Raw genomic sequence first — 21,309 nt, forward strand, 5'->3', positions numbered from 1 at the left:
AATTTATGAAAACAGATCAATTGAAAATCTGTTTTCTATTTATAGTTTACAATTTTGAATATCAATGCTAAAGCTCCAATGGCAATAAAAACCCAGGCTAATTTTTTATTCTTTGCAAAACCCGGATTTTTAGTAATGCTTAGAAAGATCCCGAACAACAACATAAAAGCTGACAATACAATTCCAAACATGTTATTGGGCCCTTAATCTGTTAAATTCATTGATAACCTCATGATGAGTTACCGTTTTATCTTTAAAGTAAGTGACAAAGTGTTGTTTTTCATCTTCTGTAGCACCCATCTGATTCAAAATATTCAGTAAGTGCATTTTCATATGTCCTTTTTGAATTCCTGTTGTCACTAAGGAACGGAGTGCTCCAAAATTCTGTGCCAATCCTGATACTGCAAGAATACTCATTAATTCCTGAGCCGATGGTTTACCAAGGAGTGCTAAGGAGAATTTTACCAAAGGATGAAGATTTGTTAACCCTCCTACAACTCCAACAGAAATAGGAAGATCAATCCAGAATCTGAATATCCCATTATCCGTAGTACAATGAGTCAGTGACCTGTACTGCCCATCTCGCGCAGCATATGCATGAGCACAAGCTTCCGTTGCTCTGAAATCATTACCTGTAGCAATTACTACAGCATCTACCCCATTCATGACTCCTTTATTATGGGTTGTCGCACGAAACGGTTCTATTTCAGCAATGGTTACCGCCTGCTTAAATTTTCTGGCAAATTCTTCGTTAGAAATTCCACTATCATCTTTCAGATCGTCAATCTTACAGGAAACCTCAGCTCTTACTATACAATCAGGCGTAAAATTGGAAAGGATATTCATAACGATCTGTAAAGAATCTTTTTCCTCCTGGTTAAAATCTTCTTCTTTTGCTACTTCTTCTTTCAATGTCTTTCCAAATTGCTCAAGACAAGAATTAATGAAATTAGCTCCCATTGAATCTACGGTATCAAAACTTGCCTTTAACTGGTAGTAATTAGCCATCTCAGTGGTCTTATCTACCAGTTTGATATCTAAAATTCCACCACCACGGTTTCTCATGTTGGCTGTTATTGCTTCCGTAGCTTCAAATAACTTTTTCTTCAATTTAAAATTAAAGAAGTGTAACAATTTGTGAGCCTCTACATTAAATATAAAATGGGTATGTCCCAGTTTCTCTGTATTAATGATCGTTGTTTTAAAACCTCCTTTATCGATCCAGAATTTAGCCGCTTTAGATGCTGCTGCTACTACCGAACTTTCTTCCACAGCCATTGGCAAAGCTATTAACTTACCGTCTATTAAAAAGTTCGGGGCAATTCCGTAAGGCATATAAAAATTGGAAATTGTATTTTCGGAAAATTCATCATGAAGTTTCTGAAGATCAGTATTTTCGTTCCAGTATTGTTGCAATATATTTTGATATTCCTGGTTTCCGTCAAGATACTCATTAACGAGCCAGTCCATTTTCCCTTGTTTCGTCAACTTGGAAAAACCTTCAATCGGTTGATGATTCATAGTTTAACTTTAAAGAACCGTAAATATAATGATTTTGATGCGTTATTCTGTTGATAACTTTATGTTAAAAAGCCTGACATTTCTCAATTTTGGAATTACATTTGATCTTAAATTCATGACGTTAAACCGACGTTACATTATAACAAATGAACTTTGACCGTCTAAAAGAAAAACTTGAAATCCTTGCTGACGCAGCGAAATACGACGTTTCCTGTTCCTCAAGCGGAGGTACCCGAAAGAACAAAAAAGGGGCTTTAGGAGACAGTTCCATAAGCGGAATTTGTCATACCTATACAGAAGACGGACGATGTGTTTCACTTCTCAAAGTTCTTTTAACCAATCATTGTATTTATGATTGTGCTTATTGTGTTTCAAGAAGCTCCAATGATATCAAAAGAGCAGCCTTCACGGTGGAAGAGGTGGTTGATTTAACTATAAATTTTTACCGAAGAAATTATATTGAAGGACTTTTCCTAAGCTCAGGTATTTTCAAAAATGCTGATACTACCATGGAGCGTTTGGTAAGAGTAGCTAAAAAGTTGCGTCTGGAAGAAAACTTTAATGGATATATTCATTTAAAATCTATTCCTGGGGCGAGTGATGAACTGATGCAGGAAGCCGCCTTATATGCAGATCGGCTATCTATAAATCTTGAAATTCCAACTGAAAGTGGATTAAAATTACTTGCTCCGGAAAAGAACAGAGCAGATATGATCAGTCCAATGCGATATATCCAAAATGGAATTTCGCTGTATAATGACGAAAAGAAAATCTTCCGAAACGTTCCAAAATTTGCTCCAGCTGGCCAATCTACTCAAATGATTGTTGGAGCTACTAATGAAAATGACCTGCAGATCATAAAAGTTGCAGATCATTTTTATAAAAATTTCAACCTTAAAAGAGTTTATTATTCAGGATATGTTCCGGTTTTAGAGGATAAAAGATTACCCTCCTTAACGACAGAAGTTCCGATGTTAAGGGAAAACAGATTATACCAATCGGACTGGTTAATGAGATTTTATGGTTTTAAGGCAGAAGAAATTTTAGATCCCAATATTCCGTTTTTAGATCTTGAGATTGACCCTAAATTAAGTTGGGCACTCAGAAATCTGAACCAATTTCCCATAAACCTGCAAACAGCAGATTATCGAATGATTCTTAGAATTCCTGGGATTGGTGTAAAGACCGCAAAAAAAATCGTTCATGCCCGACGTTTTCAGGTCTTAAACATCGATCATCTTAAAAAACTGGGAGCCGCTGTAAACAGGGCAAAATATTTCATTGACTTTGATGCTGGAAATATGTACCTAAGATATCTTACCGATAAGAATTTCAGAAGGCTACTTATTGGCGGAAGCTCTTCCAAATTTCAAAATCAGTTTTCGCAGCAACTTACTTTGTTTTAGACACTATTTTTTTTCAGAAATGAACACGAAACTTTTACATTGCTATATTAAATAATGATCACCCTACTCTATGACGGCAGTTTTGACGGACTTTTAACTGCGGTATTTGAAGTATTCGAATACCGTTATAAAGATGTGGAAATTTTCAATAGAGAAAGGTTTCATCAGGAAAATATTTTTGCAGAAATACACGAGGTAATCACCCAAAATGATAAAGCAGAAAGGGTTTTAAGTAAACTGGAACAAAATATAGGTAAATCCGGAATCAATCAATTATTAAAAGTCTTTTTATCAGAAGACCCAGAGTCAGAACAAATCATTTTATCTGCCATAAAACAATCCATTCAACATCCCGTAGAAAATATCCTTCAAAATTATGCTGATAATGATATTTTAAAAATCTCAAAGATCTGTAAATCTGTAGATAGAGAACGACATCGGATGACCGCTTTTGTAAGGTTTGAAAAAATGCAGGATGGTGTTTTCTTTGCAAAAATAGACCCGGATTTCAATGTGATCCCGCTGATCAGAAAACATTTTAAAGACCGATATCAGGATCAGAAATGGATGATTTATGATCTCAGAAGAAATTATGGGATCCTATATGATCTTGAAAACTGTGATTTCTTCTATCCCGATGAAAAATTAAACCTAGATCAGTATCAACAGAAATTCCATGAAGAAGAAGCACAGTATCAAAAACTCTGGCAGCGTTATTTCACTAAAACAAACATTGTAGAAAGAAAGAATTTAAAACTTCATATTCAGCATGTTCCAAGAAGGTATTGGAAGTATCTGACAGAGAAGAGTTAATTTCAAAATAGGTCCTCCTGCAGATAAAATGCAGATTTTAAATCCAACTATTTGATAACATGCTTAGGCAAATGAACTATGATGATAAAAATACTATTAACAATCACTTTAACAACAATTCTAAGTTGTAACAATGATAAAACCTCAGGTATCAAAAGTGGCACAAAAGAAAATTCAGCTCCAAAAACTTTAGTTACAATCAATAAAGATAAAAATACCATCAAGAATAGATTTTCTACTCCTGATGGTTATGAATGGATCAATGAAAAGCCAGAAACATTTGGATATTTTCTCGAAAACTTTAAACTAAAACCTTATGAAAGTCCAATCCTTAAATATGACGGAACTCCTATTTCCACGCAGCATCTTCATGAAGCTGTGTTTGATATAGATACCGGAAATAAAGATTTACAACAATGTGCTGATGCAGTCATTCGACTAAGGGCTGAGTATTTATTCAAAATAAAAAAATTTGATGACATAAAATTCCATTTTACCAACGGAGATCTGGTTAGTTGGAATGATTATAAAAATGGAATAAGAGCCTATATAAATGGTAATTCTGTAAGCTTTAGGAAAACAGCTAGTTTCGACGATTCTTATCAAAATTTCAGGAATTATCTAGAATTGATCTTTAATTATGCAGGAACCATTTCTTTAAACAAAGAAACTACACCAATTACAAAAAATACAGACTTAAAAACCGGGGATATTTTAATAACAGCCGGTAGTCCAGGACATGTTGTATTGATAACCGGAATATGCAGAAATAAAGAAGGTAAAAGCCTATTTTTGTTAAGCGAAGGCTTCACACTAGCCCAATCTATCCACCTTCTTTCCAATCCTTTTGATAAAAATATTTCGCCATGGTACGATTTGGATGTAAATGCTCCAGAGACGAAAACTGCGAGATATGTTTTTAAACCAACAAATTTTAGAAGTTTTTAAAAATTTATATCCAAACTATTGTCAAGTTACTACTATAATCTGAACTTGTTTTTGTAAATTTGTGTTCGAAATTTTTTACTAGATGAAAGAAAGTGCTGTAAAAAAAATTGCAGTTCTTACTTCCGGAGGAGACGCTCCGGGTATGAATGCCGCATTAAGAGCGGTGGTAAGAACGGCAAATTACTATGATATCGAATGTTACGGAGTAAGAGAAGGTTACAATGGCCTTATCAACGATGATTTCTTAAAAATGGGACCACGTTCCGTAAAAAATATAATCAACCAGGGTGGAACCATTCTAAAGTCCGCCAGATCCGTAGAATTTAGAACTGAAGAAGGGCGTAAAAAAGCCTACAATAATTGTGTTAAACACGGTGTTGAGGCCATCGTTTGTATTGGTGGGGACGGAACTTTTACCGGAGCAAAGATCTTCAATGAAGAATTTGGCATCAGAGTAATTGGAGTTCCGGGAACTATTGACAATGATATTTTCGGTACCGACAATACTATTGGCTACGATACGGCTTTAAATACTGCTATGGAAGCCATTGATAAGATCCGTGATACGGCAACTTCTCACAATAGAGTTTTCTTTGTTGAGGTAATGGGTCGTGACGCTGGTTTTATCGCTTTGAACAGCGGATTAGCAACCGGTGCTTTAGATATTCTGATTCCCGAGAAAAAAGACAGCATAGACGAGCTTTTTGCAACGTTCAGAAATGCTGAAAAAACGGGTAAAGCTTCCAGCATCGTTGTGGTGGCAGAAGGCGAAAGACTAGCAAATATTTACGAACTTGCAGAGAAAACCAAGCAGGAGTTTCCTGATTACGATATTCGAGTTGCTATTTTGGGACATATCCAGAGAGGTGGTTCTCCAAGTTGTGCAGACAGAGTACTGGCAAGTAGATTAGGTTATGGAGCTGTAGTCGGATTAATGGAAGGAAAAACGAATGTAATGGCTGGAATGCGATCTAATGATATGGTTTATACACCGATTGAAGAAGCCATTAAAAAACATAACGAAATTAATAAAGATCTTTTATTGATCTCAGAAATATTAGCAATCTAATTTTTATAATTGTAAAAATCAAAATATTATGTCAACAATTAAAGTAGGTATCAACGGGTTTGGTAGAATTGGACGTCTTGTTTTCAGAGCAATGACTGAAAGAGACAACATTGAGGTAGTAGGAATCAATGACCTTATCAATGCAGAATACATGGCTTACATGTTAAAATACGATTCTGTACACGGAATCTTCCCAGGTGAGGTATCTGTAGAAGGTAACGATCTTGTGGTAAACGGGAAAAAAATCAGAGTAACTGCAGAAAGAGACCCGAACAACCTAAAGTGGAATGAAATAGGAGCTGACTATATTGTAGAATCTACAGGTCTTTTCTTATCTAAAGATACTGCTCAGGCTCACATTAATGCGGGTGCAAAAAAAGTAATCCTTTCTGCTCCTTCTAAAGATGATACACCAATGTTTGTAATGGGTGTAAACCACAAAGAGCTTACAGATGATATCAAAATCTTATCTAATGCTTCATGTACTACAAACTGTTTAGCTCCTTTAGCTAAAGTTATCCACGATAACTTTGGAATTGTTGAAGGTCTAATGACAACAGTACACGCTACAACAGCTACTCAAAAAACAGTAGATGGTCCTTCAGTAAAAGACTGGAGAGGTGGTAGAGCTGCTCTTAACAATATTATTCCTTCTTCTACAGGTGCTGCTAAAGCAGTAGGAAAAGTAATCCCTTCATTGAACGGAAAACTAACAGGTATGTCTTTCAGAGTACCAACAGTAGATGTTTCTGTAGTAGACCTTACAGTAAGAATTGAAAAAGCGACTTCTTACGATGAAATCTGTGCTACCATTAAAGCAGCTTCTGAAGGAGAATTAAAAGGTATTCTTGGATACACTGAAGATGCAGTAGTTTCTCAGGATTTTGTAGGAGATAAGAGAACTTCAATCTTCGACAAAGATGCAGGTATCATGCTTTCACCTAACTTTGTAAAGCTTGTTTCTTGGTATGACAACGAAATGGGTTATTCTAACAAATTAGTTGATATGCTTGTTCACGCTGCTTCTTTATAGTAATTAACTAAGCAATTAAATATATAAACCCCGCTCAGAATTTGAGCGGGGTTTTTAGTTTATCATTTCCAAACAACTAATAAAGAAAGTATAAACTATTATTTTCCTGAAGACTTTTTTCCATACTGCACATACACTCAAAAGGATATATGTTTAAATATTCATTAAAAAATAAATATTACGAAATAATATACTACTTTATAATTACTTTAATTTAATAAATTAATATATTTCCGAATTGTAATTAAATTACCTAAAATGACAATTAAAATAAAATTTCTAAAACAGTTTTGGAAATTAAGTTTTCAGGGTTATTAGTTTACAACAAATTTTGCATTTTTTTCAAAGCAAAAAAATCCCCCTTTGGGGGGATTTTTTAAGAAAATTTTAACTATTTTTAAAACAAAGCAATATTCATGGAAGATTCTGAAAAAAAACATCCATTAATCGAGGTTTGGAATACTTATCCAGGTACCAGGAAAGAGAAGAAGGAAATATTGAAAAAGCCTCCTATCGAGCGTATCATAGGTGAAATGTTTGCCATCGGGGAGTTTTACTATTATGTAATGAATCTTACCAACAGTACCCTTTCTCATCACCATGAAAATATTTTAAAATTGCATGGTTTAAAGAAGTTTCCGGAAAATTTAAAAGAAGTCATTGATCTTACCCATCCAGAAGATATTCCTTTTGTTATAAAAGCAGAGCAGGCTGTTATTACAAAAATGTTGGAAATAGGTGTAGAACACCATCTTTATCTTAAATCCAGCTACTGTTTCAGAATGAAAACAGCAAAAGGAAATTATGAACTGTTCCATCATCAGGCGATGCCTACACTGGAAGATGAGAATGGTAATCTTATTCAGGCAATTAATATACATACCAACATTAATCACATTACCAAACAAAATCCGTATACCGTGCTGGTGTCAGGAATAGGCCCAAGAAATGATTTCCACCAGATTAAAATAGAAGATCCTTTTCTAGCTACCCATCAATGTTTGGAAAGCTTAACTAAACGGGAAGTGGAGGTACTATCTCTCATTGCAAAAGGTTATTCGGGTACAGAGATCTCGGAAATACTTATTTTATCACAACATACAGTTCGCTCTCATCGCAAAAACATTTTAACTAAAACCAATTCAAGGAACGGCAAAGAACTTTTAAAAAAAGCTTTCGAATGGGGTATTATTTAATGTATATATAAAAAAACATTTCTCCAACTGATAAATCTCACTCATACATTTCGGTGTAAAACTTGTACTTTTATAAGAGATGGAAAGACCTATTTTACAACCACGTTTTAAAAATTCACCTCATTTCAAAGACTTCTGGGAAAAAGGAAATGGAAAACAGCTTATTGAGTTTTCCGGAGCAGAAATAAGTTTCAAAGATTTTGGAAAATTTGCAGCGTATTTCTATCACGTAGATGAAATTGGTGACCAGGTTGTAAAAGATGTTTATCTGACTAAAAAGTTTCATGAAGCATCACGAGAGATTGAACACTATATTCGTAATGGAGTTTTACAAGATGACAATGTACCAGAAAGTGTAAAAAAACTTTTCATAGAAACTCAAAGAAAACCGGAATGGCTGAATGATGACTTACTGAAAAGTGGTGCTGAACTTTGTATGAGAAGCGGATTGGATGCCTTAATTTCTTTGCGGGATTATTGTTTAATCGGCGGTTACGATTATGCTTACCTCAACAAACCTCTTATTGTAACTGAAGCTTTAAAAAAAGGAGCTGTAAAACGTCTTTCTGAAACCCTTGATTTTTGGGTTAATGCTACTCGCTATAATGCGTTAGAAATCCATTCTAAAGGTTATGAATTCGCCATCAAAACTCGCCTTATTCACTCCTACGCCAGACTTTCTATTAAAAAACATTATCAAAACTGGGATACTGAGAACTGGGGTGAACCCATTAATTCATGGGATATGATGGCAACCTATATTGGTTTTAGCCTGGTTTTTCTACACAGTTTACAAAAATTGGGAAACACTTTTTCTAAGGAAGAAGAGTTGGGTATTTTCCATCTTTGGAAATATGTTGGATATTTATTGGGTATACCGGAGAGTCTTTTACCTGATAATAAAAAGCAGGCTACAGAATATTTTTATTTATGGACAGCTATTCAGCCACCTTCGGATAAAGATTCGGCACTTCTCGCCCACTCTCTCCTGAATGAATCTTTAGAGAATCCCATATTAAAGTTTAAGTTTCAAAGAAAAAATCTGAGATATCTCCATATCTGCTGCACCTGGTATCTTTTGGATGATGAAGTGTGCAAACGGTTAAGCATACCCGATGTTTCCAATAAGAATGCATTTCCAGTAGTAAAAAAAATGATCAACAAAGTTTACAATACCTTGATAAGCCGTAATACACGAATTGAAGCCGGCAATAAAAAACATCTCAAGGTTCTGGAGGATTACCTAAGAATTACAGCAGCTTCCAACTTTCATTAAACCAAATTGTCTTAAACTATAATTTAGGTATCCTATCATTTCATTCAGAATAAGATAGCACTTATTTAGCCAATCGGATTTATTGGATTTTTAACGTTAAAAAGAGATTTTGAAATAGAAAAATATTAGTTTTTGATTCCAAAATTATGTACTTTTGAGAAATTATTTTATAGAAATGAGTAACATTGAAGATAAGAAAAAAGCATTGGCATTAGTGCTTGATAAACTAGATAAAACATACGGAAAAGGAACTGTAATGACATTGGGAGATAATTCTGTTGATAACACAATAGAAGTTATCCCTTCTGGATCTTTGGGATTAGATATTGCACTAGGAGTAGGCGGATACCCAAGGGGAAGAATCATTGAAATTTATGGTCCTGAATCTTCTGGTAAAACAACTTTAACTCTTCACGCTATTGCGGAAGCTCAAAAAGCAGGTGGAATTGCAGCATTTATTGATGCTGAGCATGCTTTTGACAGAAGCTATGCTTCAAAATTAGGTATTGATCTAGAAAACTTAATTATATCGCAGCCAGATAACGGTGAGCAAGCTTTGGAAATTGCTGACAATCTTATCCGTTCAGGAGCTATTGACATTGTTGTTATTGACTCTGTTGCGGCTCTTACTCCAAAAGCGGAGATCGAAGGCGAAATGGGAGATTCAAAAATGGGTCTTCATGCAAGATTGATGTCTCAGGCATTAAGAAAATTAACGGCTACTATTTCAAGAACAAAGTGTACCGTAATTTTCATCAACCAGTTGAGAGAAAAGATAGGTGTCATGTTTGGAAATCCTGAAACGACAACAGGGGGTAATGCTTTGAAATTCTATGCATCTGTAAGAGTAGATATCAGAAAAGCAAGTGCACCGATTAAAAATGGCGATGAAGCAGTTGGAAGCCGTGTGAAAGTGAAGATTGTTAAAAATAAAGTAGCTCCACCTTTCAAACAGGCTGAATTTGATATCATGTATGGAGAAGGGGTTTCTAAAACAGGAGAAATTCTTGACCAGGCTGTTGAATTAGGAATTGTTAAGAAAAGCGGTTCTTGGTTCAGCTACGAAGAAACAAAATTAGGACAAGGGCGTGATGCCGTAAAAGATGTTCTGAAAGACAATCCTGAACTTTCCGAGGAACTTGAAAACAAGATCAAGGCAGAATTGAAAACCAAAGTAAAATAGTTTTTCAAAACACTATAATTAAAGACAGCCATCGTGCTGTCTTTTTTGTTATAATAAAGTTTACTTATTTCTGATTAATCATCATATTCATATATAAACGCGTTTTAATTCTTATCTATTTTAATTTTTAAATTTTTAAATTAAGGTAAGCCTGTCAATCTGTCACTTTCCTTGGTATGGTATTTTTTTTGAGAAATTATAGGAAATTTAAAACCCAAAAATTATGACTAAAGGAAATATTAATGTTTCTGTGGAAAATATCTTTCCACTTATCAAAAAATTTCTTTACAGTGATCACGAAATATTTTTAAGAGAATTAATTTCCAATGCCACTGATGCTACTTTAAAGTTAAAACACTTAACAAGCATTGGTGAAGCTAAAGTAGAATATGGAAATCCTAAGCTTGAAGTAAAAATCAATAAGGAAGAAAAAACACTTCGTATTATTGATCAGGGAATCGGGATGACTGCAGAGGAGGTTGAAAAGTACATCAATCAGGTTGCTTTTTCCGGAGCTGAAGAATTTTTAGAAAAATATAAAGACAGCGCAAAAGATTCAGGAATTATCGGACATTTTGGTCTTGGTTTTTATTCTGCATTTATGGTTGCTGAAAAAGTAGAAATTCTTACAAAGTCATATCGTGATGAACCTGCTGTTCGTTGGATATGTGATGGAAGTCCTGAATTTACTCTTGAGGAAACTGCAGATAAAACTGAAAGAGGAACTGAAATTATTCTTCATATTGCAGAAGACTCTACAGAATTTCTTGAGGAATCAAAAATTCGTGAATTACTATTAAAGTACAATAAGTTCATGCCTGTTCCGATTAAATTCGGTACTAAAACGCATACACTTCCACTACCTGAAGACGCGGCAGAAGATGCTGTAGCTGAAACGGAAGAAGTGGACAATATTATCAATAATCCAAATCCAGCATGGACGATCGCTCCAAGTGATCTAACGAAAGAGGATTATGTAGCGTTCTATCACGAGCTATATCCTATGCAGTTTGAAGAACCATTATTCAATATCCACCTGAATGTTGACTATCCATTTAACCTTACAGGAGTATTGTTTTTCCCTAAACTGGCTAACAACCTGAATATTGAAAAGGATAAAATCCAGTTATACCAGAATCAGGTATTCGTTACTGATGAGGTAAAAGGAATTGTACCTGATTTCCTAATGCTTCTTCGTGGAGTAATTGATTCTCCGGATATCCCGTTGAATGTTTCCCGTTCATACTTACAAGCTGATGGCGCAGTAAAAAAGATCTCTTCTTACATTACTAAAAAAGTAGCTGATAAAATGGCTTCTCTTATCAATGAAAGCCGTGAAGACTACGAGAAAAAGTGGAATGATATCAAGATCGTAATTGAATACGGAATGATCTCTGAAGAGAAATTCTATGAAAAAGCTGATAAGTTTACTTTATACCCTACTGTTGATGGAACTTACTTCTTATGGAATGAGCTTACAGAAAAAGTAAAACCGATACAAACTGACAAAGACGGCAATCTGATCATTCTTTATGCATCCAATGCTGATGAACAACACAGCTATATTCAGTCTGCAAAAGACAAAGGCTATGAGGTTCTTCTGTTAGATTCTCCAATCGCACCTCACGTTATTCAAAAGCTTGAAGGTTCAAAAGAGAAAATTTCATTTGTAAGAGTGGATGCAGATCACGTTAATAATCTGATCAAGAAGGATGAGCCTGTTATTTCTAAATTGAATGATACTGAAAAGGAATCATTGAAAAAGAATGTTGAGGAAACAATTAGTGATAAAAAGTTCACTGTTCAGCTGGAAGACCTTGATAGTACGGATGCACCTTTTACTATTACGCAACCAGAATTCATGAGAAGAATGAAAGAAATGCAGGCAACCGGTGGAGGCGGAATGTTCGGAATGGGAGGTTTCCCTGAGATGTACAATCTTGTTGTGAATTCAAATAGTGAATTTGCTGGTCAGATCCTGAAAACAGAGAGCCCTGAAGAAAAAGAAAATCTTATAAAATATGCATTAGACCTCGCTAAGCTTTCTCAAAATTTACTAAAAGGGAAAGATCTTACAGACTTCATTCAAAGAAGTTATAAGCAGCTTGAGAAATAATACAATCAAAGCGGTACAGATGATCTGTACCGCTTTTTTATTATACTGTATTTCCTTTTCTGGTAAGAGTACATAGATTCATCTCGCTTTAATTTTATTTAGCTGTAAGGTTTTTGTCAATTTGTAATTGATATTTAATTCTTTACCGAATATTCTTACATTTGTTCAAAACCTAATAAATGTTTGAGATCTCTCCTGAAATTCTTCCTTTCTTAGTCCTATTCAGTTTAGGGATTGCCTTATTCCATACTTTAATTTTATCCGGAATATTTAATGTGAATTTAAAGCCAAGCTGGTTGATGTTCATTATAGATCCGGTTATTTTAATCCTTGCTTATTTATTTGTCCCAAAAGAATCAGGAATTATTTTTATCGGATTATTTGTATCCGTTTTTATAATGGCCATCATTGGTTTTATTAAAAACGGAATAGAATCGACCATAGAATCTTTCAGGGAACAACGAAAAAATAAGACTCCTGTATGGAAAATTATTGGCGGTGCATTTTTAGCTCTTTTTGCTTACTTAGCTTTCTTCTATCTGGGAATCTATTCTTTCTTTATTATTTTTTTTCTGATCATCTTAAGCTCTTTACTTCCCAATAATAAAAACAGGTTTTATTTTTACCAGAGGACTTTGCCGACCTCAACTATAAAAAGTATTGCTATGGGTCTTGCTGAAATTTCAGGGAGGGCTAAGGCTATAGAAACGGTTATTTCTCCCGATACAGATACTCCATGTGTAGGATACATTTACACTGTTGATGAAATAAGTACTTCCAGAGATGATGATGGCAGAACCTCAACTTCATACCACGAAATTTCCAGGAAAACTGAAATTAAAAACTTCCACATCGAAGACGAGACAGGGAAAATAGAAATTATCCCGGATAAGTTGCAATGGCTTAATTTTTCAGCTACAAATTCCAGAGAAGATCTGGGACGTCGATACCGGGAATTTATCATTGACGAAAAAACGGATTTCCTTTTAATAGGTCAGGCTTTTTATGAAGGTTCAAAATCGGTTTTCCGTTTTGATGAAAACAAGAATGTCTTCGGCATTGCACCATTAGATATTGTTAATTTCTCGAATAAATGGAGACCTTTAAAATTAAGAGCATTAACTACTTTATCTTTTATAGCTATTTTCTCAGCATTCATTCTTTTTACACCAATCAGGATGGTAGGAAATAAAATTATTATAGAACAAAAAAACTGGAAAGAAACCTTTCAGTCCAATCCTTTTGACTGGTTCATAAAGAAATAACTAAATATGATTTCACTTTTAATTTTAATTATCGTTAGCGTTGGACTGGTTACATTTCTAATCAACACCTACAACCGATTGGTATTATTAAAAAATAACATGCAAAAATCTTTTGCCAACATTGATGTGGTTTTAAAACAACGTGCGGATGAGGTTCCTAATCTGGTAAAAACAGTGAAAGCAACTGCTCTTTATGAGAATACCACCCTTAAAGACTTGGTTTCACTCCGTTCTCAGTATTTTAATTCCAATAAAGACAACGAAAAGATGAAAATTGCAGAACATATCGATAGCAAGCTTAAGTCATTTATGATTACCGTAGAAAACTATCCAGAGATAAAAGCAACTCAGTCTTTTCTTGAGCTTCAGAAAAGATTAAGTGAGCTGGAAGACATCATTGCAGACCGAAGAGAATATTTCAACGAATCTGTAAATTTATATAATACGGGTATCGAAGTCTTTCCTGATTTTATTTTCGCCAAAATGATGAACTATCAAAAAAAGGAAATGTTGAAATTCTCTGAGTCAGAAATACATAACAGCAAAGAAACATTATCATGGAAATAGATCTAGGTATTATTGGCAGTTTTATCAATTCTCAAAAATTTTTTGGAAGTCTGGCTATTGGATTTCCGGTTTTCACCTTTGGATTGTTTGGTTTATACGGTATTTTTAAAAATGTTTTTTTTATAAAAAAGATCCTGAAGTTTATTATTCTCACCTTCGGATTATCTATTATCATACTTATTCCTTTTGTTTTTTTCTCGGCTTTTGTTGGTTTTGATAAGTTGAAACTTAGTCTCATTTATTTATCTATCTTACTTTGTGTAACGGTCTACACACTATTTAATACCGAAGAAACTGTAAACTTTATAAAAGAGGCATCAAAATTAAAAGATAAACAAAATCGAAAATTTTAATTGATGGGAAATTTCATGTTATACATACCGTTGGCTTTTACAGCTTTTATTCTTTTTATGAATTACCGAAAAAAGAAGTCGAAAGATGAAAAAATCTCTTTGCTCACCGTTGTTTTTCAAGGTGTAGTTGTTTATGCATTATCTGCCCTGTTCTTTGGACTTGTTGCAATGTGTTCTTCTACCATCGGCTCCCTTTTATTCAAAACTAAGTATGAAGCCCGGGTTGTAGAGCATGAAGCCTCAAGTTCTGAAGATACATATCGTGCAGTGGTGGAATTTAAGGACAGTAATAACCTACTGATCAAAAAACCTCTGAACTATGGTGGAAGTGATCCTGTCGAAATTGGAAAAATGATTACAATAGGATACGAAAACGGAGATAAAACCGTGACAAATCTAAGTTTTGGAACGCAAAAGCTTGTTGTTGGCGCAGTTCTTCTTTTCTTTTTCGTCCTGGGTTTAGCTGTATCAGCAATATTCTTACATGCTGTGGGTAAAGATTACTCAATCGTTCTCCGTATTGCTTTAGGATTTGTGGTATATATCGTCTTTCCACTTGCAATGCTTTTTTTTATAGGGGTAATGTCCTGGGTGATATGGGAGTATTTTCAAGGAAAAAGAGATGACATGCCAATTTGGGCATTGGGAATATGCAGTCTTTTTGTTACCATTTTAATTCCTGCTTTTTTTGGATATATGAAAATGCTTTTCTCAAAAGACAAGTCAGTCATTAAATTAAACAGAAGATCTGAGATAAAGAGAAGAATTTCTAAATAAGTAAAAAAACAGTGATCTGTTTTATCCTTTTGAAAAATATTATATCAAGAATATTCAAATAAAAAAATCCAACCTCATCGGTTGGATTCTAATTATTTTTTCAAGTTCTGATCAAAATAGTCTGTGATCTTTTGCATCAGATGCACTCTGTCTTTTCCTATTACATTGTGAGGATGTCCCGGATACACAAAGTAATCCAATTGAACTCCGTTGTCTACAGCAGATTTGATAAATTTAATAGAATGCTGCCAAACGACTACATCATCCTGTGCTCCATGGATCATCAATAGTTTACCTTTTAGATTCTGAACTTTATCCAATAGGTTTGCCTTTGCATATCCTTCAGGGTTCTCCTGTGGAGTATCCATATATCTTTCACCATACATAATCTCGTACATCTTCCAATCGATAACAGGCCCTCCGGCTACACCTACTTTGAAAACATCAGGCTGACGAAGCATAAAACTTGTGGTCATAAATCCACCGAAGCTCCATCCATGAATTCCCATTTTCTCAGAGTCCACGTACGGAAGAGACTTTAAATATTCCACTCCTTTCATCTGATCATTCATTTCCGTAGTTCCCAGATTTCTGAATACTGCCTGCTCAAATTTCAGTCCACGGTTTGAAGAACCTCTTCCGTCCATTGTAAAAATGATGTATCCATTTTGAGCCATATATTCATACCAAAGATTTCCTGATGCCGGAAATGTATTGGTGATCAATTGAAGATGGGGTCCATTGTATAAATAAACAATAACCGGATATTTTTTATTAGGATCAAAATTGGTTGGAAGAATGATCTTTCCAAACAATGGAGTTCCATCATCTGCTTTTAGATTTATATTTTTAATTTCCGGTCGCTGATAATTTTTTAATGTGTTTTCAGCAGTAAGGATATTGTTATACTTTAAAGTATTGGTGTTAATAATATTGGTGACTCTTGGTGTATTGGCATTACTGTATACATCATATAAATAATTTCCATCACTGCTCAAAAGCCCTGTATGCATTCCTTCCGCATCATCCAGTTTTTGCATTTTAAAATTCGTCCAGTTGATTTTATATAGATGTCTTTCAAGAGGAGTTTCTTTTGTAGAAACGAAAAAGATTTCTTTTTTCTTTTCATTAAATCCTAAAATATCAGTAACCAACCAATCTCCTTTGGTAATCTGAGAAACCAATCCTTTTTCTAAACTGTAATGAAATAAATGATTATATCCAGTTCTTTGACTCTGCCAGATAAAATCGGTATTAGATTTTGGAAAAAACACAAGTGGATGCTGAGGTTCTACATATTTATCACTTGACTCTTCAAAGAGGGTTTTAACAAGCTCTCCTGTTATAGCATCATACTGATTCATTTTCATATGGTTTTGTCCTCTGTTTAAAACACCAACAAAAATATATTTTGAATCAGGACTCCAGGTAATAGCAGTCAGATACTGATCTTTCTCTCCTTCTACCTTTAAGAAAGTAGTTGATTGATTTTTAATATTGTAAACACCCAATGTCACCTGATGTGATGCCTGCCCAGCCATTGGATATTTCATATTGTGATTTACAGCAGGTGTTACAGACCAATCGATAACAGGATAATCTGCAACCATACTCTGATCCATTCTATAGAAAGCTACAGACTCGGAATTTGGAGCTGGAAAAATTCCTGTATCAATTCCAAATTCATTTCTATGTACTGCCTGTCCGCTGATGATATTTTCATCAGTATCATTTGTTACTGCTATAGATTTTCCATTTCTATTGACGTACAAATTATTTTTTACTGTGTAAGCTAATGTCTGATTATCTCCAAAGATCTTTACATTTGCTGCATTTTCATTCAGTGATAAAGTACTTTTTACTTTCCAATCGTTTCCTGATTTTTCCACCCAAAACATCTGGCCATCAGAATTAAAATAACCATTGGAATTGTTTAGAAATTTAACTGGAGGCAATGCATTCAGTTTATTTGTTGTAAACTGTTTATTCAGCTGGTTTAAAGACAATAAAGTATCTTGCTTGCTTGTCTTCAGATCGGTAATTAAATACCCTCCTTTTACAGCCTGAATGTAAGATTTACCATCTTCAGTCCATGAAAATTGAGAGATATTTTTCACTGCCAGATTAGTTCTTAAGCCATTTACAGCCTCCGCCATCGTAAATTTTTGGGTCTGGGCAAAAGCTGATCCACCCAAAACCACCATCAATAAAGTAAACTTATGTAATTTCATTATTTAAAATTGAATCCACCAAAAATAAGAAATAAAAGTCATCCGTTAAGAAATGTTAAATTAAAAACATTCATAAAATGATATTATTATGTTAATTAAATAATTCCTTAACTTATTGTCGTGTTTTCTTGACCGTTTTTTAATTGGTTCCTACTGAGTTGTCATTCAGAGGAGAACAAAGTGGAGTGCGGAATCTGCGCTTTGCTCACAATGACAGATATCTTAGCCCCGATAGTAACGGTTACCCCACAGCAAGAGCTTGGAAAGCGATGGAGCGAGGAGTAAAAGTGAATAGCGGGAAATAGCTCCAAATTCTGATACTCTAATATTAATAAATCATTAATCCTCATTTCTTATCCTATATCAATGTTTTGAACCCGGTTCTTGGTGTAGATTTGCATTATAAATAACAATAAAAAAATACAATACAATGGCAACAAAATGGAATTTAGACCCAGCACATAGTGAAATTACTTTTAAAGTAAAACACATGATGATCTCTAACATTAAAGGAAATTTCACCAATTTTAATGCAGAAATCGAAGCTGACGATGACACTTTTGCTAACGCAAAAACAACGGCTACTATTCAGACTAATTCTATAGCAACCCATAATGAAGACAGAGATAATCACTTAAAAGGTGAGGAGTTTTTTAATGCTGAACAGAACCCTACAATTACATTCGAATCTCAGGCATTGAACGGAGATGTAACTGGAAATCTTACGATCAACGGAATTACAAAACCTGTAAAGCTTGATGTAGACTTCAATGGAATTAATGTTGATCCATGGGGAAATACTAAAGCAGGTTTCTCTTTTGAAGGTAAAATCAACAGAAAAGACTTCGGATTAAACTGGAATGCAGCTCTTGAAGCGGGAGGTGTAATGGTAAGTGAAGAAGTAAAATTAGGCGGTGAATTACAGTTTGTAAAACAAGCATAATTTTCATTCATATATTTAAAAGGTTCGGGGATTTCTAAAAACCTTGAACCTTTTTTATTTTTAATACAATTCTTATGAACCTCAACGATCTACAAAACATCAGTGATAATTTTCAAAGCACTCAAAGAATGCCGGTTCTATTTCTTGGACATGGTTCGCCAATGAATGCTATTGAAGAAAATCAGTTTGTACAGGGATTTCGAAAAGCGGCAACAGAGATTCCCAAACCCAATGCTATTTTGTGTATTTCTGCACATTGGTATACACCGGGAACTTTTGTAACTGCGATGGATATGCCAAGAACAATTCATGATTTTGGAGGTTTCCCTAAAGCTTTATTTGATGTAGAATATCCTGCTCCCGGAAATCCTGAATTGGCAAAAGAAACGGCTGAGCTTTTAGCTCCTGTTTTGGTTGAAGAAGATCATAATTGGGGATTAGATCATGGTGCATGGTCTGTCATTAAACATATGTATCCTAATGCGGATATTCCCGTAATTCAGTTGAGTATTGATTATACAAAACCTCCGCAATATCATTTTGATTTATCTCAGAGATTAAATAAGCTTCGTGAAAAAGGTATTTTAATTATTGGAAGTGGAAATATCGTTCATAATTTACGATTAATAGACTGGAGAAATATTAATACAGTTGGAGCTGGATGGGATTGGGCTATTGAAGCCAGAGAAAAAACTAACAATTGGCTTCTTGACGGCAACTTTCAAAATATAATTGACTACCAAAAACAGGGTGCTTTTCTACAGTATGCAGTTCCTACACCGGATCATTATTTACCTTTGCTTTATAGTTTAGGATTAAAACATCAGTCGGAAGAACTTCGTTTATTCAATGATGAATTAATAGGTGGTTCTTTGAGTATGACGAGTGTGAGGATCGGTTAGAAGTAAGGGATGTTTTTATATTTATACATTTTGTAATATTGTTTACATTCTCTCTGAAAAATAAAAAAGGAAATATCTTAGTTGAGATATTTCCTTTTTTATGTATTATTTTATTGTACCGCGTTTAGCACATTAATATTTCCATATCCGTAACTGGAATTCGGATTCGGATAATATGTTGCTGACTGTCTCATTTTATTAAGCACCTGTTCTCTTGTCCATGATGGATTTTTTGACCATACTAAAGCTGCAATTCCGGCAGTAGCCGCTGTTGCTACAGAAGAACCACCTACATAATCGGCCTGTTCATTATAGTAACTTAGAACAGGAACGGTATTTCCTGAAGCTCTTTCCATCTGGAATGTAAAATCGATCTGGCTTCCAGAATGGCAAACATCACATTTCTGATTGGAAGTGTTTTCTTTAACCCCTGTAATCGCCTGTGTTTCCGACATTGATGCCGGGAATATCACCCCCACAAAGTTGGTAAAACTGGTAGATGTTCCACCCGCACAGAAGATCAGTTTTCCTTTAGAATAGGCATATTTTACGCCATCTTCAATTTTTCCGACAGAGAATATATGTCCCATCGACATAGAGATAATCTTTACATTGGTATTATTTGCCAGTTCGGTAAAAGCTGTTTTAACACCAGTCTGCTCACTGGAAGTTTCCAGTACAACATTTTCTGCAGCTCTGTAAGCTATTAAATTGGCATTATAAGCGACACCTACTGGTAATCCCGAATTATTTCTTGGAGCTGTCATTACGGAAGCCATTTTTGTTCCGTGTCCACATTGATCTCCTGAGCCATCAGAATTATATACTCCAAATTTATTGATTGTTCTTCCTGATGAAGCACCATTGTTAAAATTGCTTCCTAATAAGGTCTGGTCCGGAGAGATTCCAGTATCAATGAGACCAATGGTAACACCTGCCCCTGTACTGTAACTCCAGGCATCAGGAATACTGTGTTTTGTAAAAGCCCATGGAATTTTTGCACTTGGAGTAGTAGCGGTATAATCTGCTGCATTTATAGTAGTTGATGAAAAGCCACATCCCGAGGAGCCACTCCCTGAAGATTTTGCTGTTGCATTATATTGAGCTTCAAATTCAAAATAATGGTAATCTGCCGGCTCCAGATATCGGATTATTTTCATTTGCCGGAGAGCAGAAATAGTTTCTTCTTTTTCAATCACAACATCCATCTGATTCAGATATCGGTCAGAAAGAAGAAGAAACGCTCTCTCATCTTTTCCTTCATATTTTTTGATAACAGACAGGATTTCCTTCTCCATTTCATTAGTGTTCGGGGATTTGCTTCTGTCGAAATCTTCTTTAGAAGAACCAAATCCGATGGATACCATTCTGTTTCCACGGAAAATTGCACTCCACAGAACGTGATTGGAAGACTGACTCCAATTGAAAGAGCCTTTGTCTTTAATAGATTGATTGATCTCAGCGTTGATCTGTTTCGCTGTTAAAGGATCTTTTTGAAAAACTTCGACGTCAGCTGTCTCATTTTGTACACCTTCCCTGTTACACGAGGCTACAAAGAAGAATAAGATTAAAAGGTAAAATACATTTTTTTTCATATAATTAATTTTGATTGGTAAACAAAAGATATCACTTTCTTTTGAATTACAATTCTTTAAAAATTAATTTAGTATTTCCCGAATATTAATTTTTCCAAAATGATTTAAGAACTAT

19 protein-coding genes are annotated in these 21,309 nt (G+C 34.6%); 16 read left to right on the top strand and 3 right to left on the bottom strand.

The window, feature by feature from the left end:
• Positions 1–192: 192 nt before the first annotated feature.
• A complete protein-coding gene (locus J7E44_RS20670; RefSeq protein WP_214833135.1) occupies positions 193–1,521 on the bottom strand; it encodes a hydroxymethylglutaryl-CoA reductase, degradative in 1,329 nt (442 codons plus the stop codon).
• Between the two features lie 146 nt (positions 1,522–1,667).
• Between J7E44_RS20670 and J7E44_RS20675 the strand changes: the two genes are divergently transcribed.
• The 13 genes from J7E44_RS20675 to J7E44_RS20735 all read left to right on the top strand — a co-directional run bounded on the left by J7E44_RS20675 (position 1,668) and on the right by J7E44_RS20735 (position 15,523).
• Positions 1,668–2,927, top strand: coding sequence for a putative DNA modification/repair radical SAM protein (locus tag J7E44_RS20675; RefSeq protein WP_214833136.1), 1,260 nt, complete (start codon positions 1,668–1,670; stop codon positions 2,925–2,927).
• A gap of 54 nt (positions 2,928–2,981) precedes the next feature.
• Positions 2,982–3,740, top strand: a complete 759-nt coding sequence (locus J7E44_RS20680; RefSeq protein WP_214833138.1) for a TIGR03915 family putative DNA repair protein — start codon at positions 2,982–2,984, stop codon at positions 3,738–3,740.
• An 81-nt stretch (positions 3,741–3,821) separates the two neighbouring features.
• Positions 3,822–4,688, top strand: coding sequence for a DUF4846 domain-containing protein (locus J7E44_RS20685; protein ID WP_214833140.1), 867 nt, complete (start codon positions 3,822–3,824; stop codon positions 4,686–4,688).
• Positions 4,689–4,770: 82 nt separating this feature from the next.
• Positions 4,771–5,757 carry a 6-phosphofructokinase gene (gene pfkA, locus J7E44_RS20690; protein WP_214833142.1) on the top strand — a complete coding sequence of 329 codons (987 nt, stop codon included), beginning with the start codon at positions 4,771–4,773 and terminating at the stop codon, positions 5,755–5,757.
• Positions 5,758–5,785: 28 nt separating this feature from the next.
• Positions 5,786–6,790 (top strand): type I glyceraldehyde-3-phosphate dehydrogenase, encoded by a 1,005-nt coding sequence (gap, locus tag J7E44_RS20695; protein WP_214833144.1) that lies wholly within the window; start codon positions 5,786–5,788, stop codon positions 6,788–6,790.
• A 416-nt stretch (positions 6,791–7,206) separates the two neighbouring features.
• Positions 7,207–7,986: a LuxR C-terminal-related transcriptional regulator gene (locus J7E44_RS20700; protein WP_214833146.1), complete on the top strand. Its 780-nt coding sequence runs from the start codon at positions 7,207–7,209 to the stop codon at positions 7,984–7,986.
• A 79-nt stretch (positions 7,987–8,065) separates the two neighbouring features.
• Entirely contained in the window at positions 8,066–9,262 is a 1,197-nt protein-coding gene (locus tag J7E44_RS20705) for an oxygenase MpaB family protein (protein WP_214833148.1), read from the top strand.
• A gap of 175 nt (positions 9,263–9,437) precedes the next feature.
• Positions 9,438–10,445 carry a recombinase RecA gene (gene recA / locus J7E44_RS20710; protein WP_214833150.1) on the top strand — a complete coding sequence of 336 codons (1,008 nt, stop codon included), beginning with the start codon at positions 9,438–9,440 and terminating at the stop codon, positions 10,443–10,445.
• 223 nt (positions 10,446–10,668) lie between these two features.
• Positions 10,669–12,561 carry a molecular chaperone HtpG gene (gene htpG / locus J7E44_RS20715; RefSeq protein WP_214833152.1) on the top strand — a complete coding sequence of 631 codons (1,893 nt, stop codon included), beginning with the start codon at positions 10,669–10,671 and terminating at the stop codon, positions 12,559–12,561.
• A 179-nt stretch (positions 12,562–12,740) separates the two neighbouring features.
• Positions 12,741–13,826 (top strand): hypothetical protein, encoded by a 1,086-nt coding sequence (locus J7E44_RS20720; RefSeq protein WP_214833154.1) that lies wholly within the window; start codon positions 12,741–12,743, stop codon positions 13,824–13,826.
• A gap of 6 nt (positions 13,827–13,832) precedes the next feature.
• Positions 13,833–14,393, top strand: coding sequence for a LemA family protein (locus J7E44_RS20725; RefSeq protein WP_214833156.1), 561 nt, complete (start codon positions 13,833–13,835; stop codon positions 14,391–14,393).
• On the top strand, positions 14,384–14,746 hold the full coding sequence (locus tag J7E44_RS20730; protein ID WP_214833158.1) for a hypothetical protein: 363 nt from the start codon (positions 14,384–14,386) through the stop codon (positions 14,744–14,746). The genes J7E44_RS20725 and J7E44_RS20730 overlap by 10 nt, the downstream gene beginning before the upstream one ends.
• Positions 14,747–14,749: 3 nt before the next feature.
• Positions 14,750–15,523 (top strand): hypothetical protein, encoded by a 774-nt coding sequence (locus J7E44_RS20735; protein WP_214833160.1) that lies wholly within the window; start codon positions 14,750–14,752, stop codon positions 15,521–15,523.
• A 92-nt stretch (positions 15,524–15,615) separates the two neighbouring features.
• Here the strand turns inward: J7E44_RS20735 and J7E44_RS20740 are convergent, their stop codons facing one another.
• Complete coding sequence (locus J7E44_RS20740) at positions 15,616–17,754, bottom strand: S9 family peptidase (RefSeq protein ID WP_214833162.1); 2,139 nt, start codon at positions 17,752–17,754, stop codon at positions 15,616–15,618.
• 143 nt (positions 17,755–17,897) lie between these two features.
• Here J7E44_RS20740 and J7E44_RS20745 point away from each other — a divergent pair, with 143 nt between their 5' ends.
• From J7E44_RS20745 to ygiD, 3 genes are all read left to right on the top strand, one after another.
• Entirely contained in the window at positions 17,898–18,059 is a 162-nt protein-coding gene (locus tag J7E44_RS20745) for a hypothetical protein (RefSeq protein ID WP_214833165.1), read from the top strand.
• A 125-nt stretch (positions 18,060–18,184) separates the two neighbouring features.
• Positions 18,185–18,697, top strand: coding sequence for a YceI family protein (locus tag J7E44_RS20750; RefSeq protein ID WP_214833166.1), 513 nt, complete (start codon positions 18,185–18,187; stop codon positions 18,695–18,697).
• A 74-nt stretch (positions 18,698–18,771) separates the two neighbouring features.
• A complete protein-coding gene (gene ygiD, locus J7E44_RS20755; RefSeq protein WP_214833168.1) occupies positions 18,772–19,599 on the top strand; it encodes a 4,5-DOPA-extradiol-dioxygenase in 828 nt (275 codons plus the stop codon).
• Positions 19,600–19,709: 110 nt separating this feature from the next.
• On the opposite strand, the gene J7E44_RS20760 is transcribed toward ygiD, so the two are convergent.
• Positions 19,710–21,194 (bottom strand): S8 family peptidase, encoded by a 1,485-nt coding sequence (locus J7E44_RS20760; protein WP_214833171.1) that lies wholly within the window; start codon positions 21,192–21,194, stop codon positions 19,710–19,712.
• Positions 21,195–21,309: the final 115 nt, after the last annotated feature.

Origin of the sequence: Chryseobacterium sp. ISL-6 (assembly GCF_018613715.1) — a bacterium.
In the GTDB taxonomy this organism is placed as follows: domain Bacteria; phylum Bacteroidota; class Bacteroidia; order Flavobacteriales; family Weeksellaceae; genus Chryseobacterium; species Chryseobacterium paludis.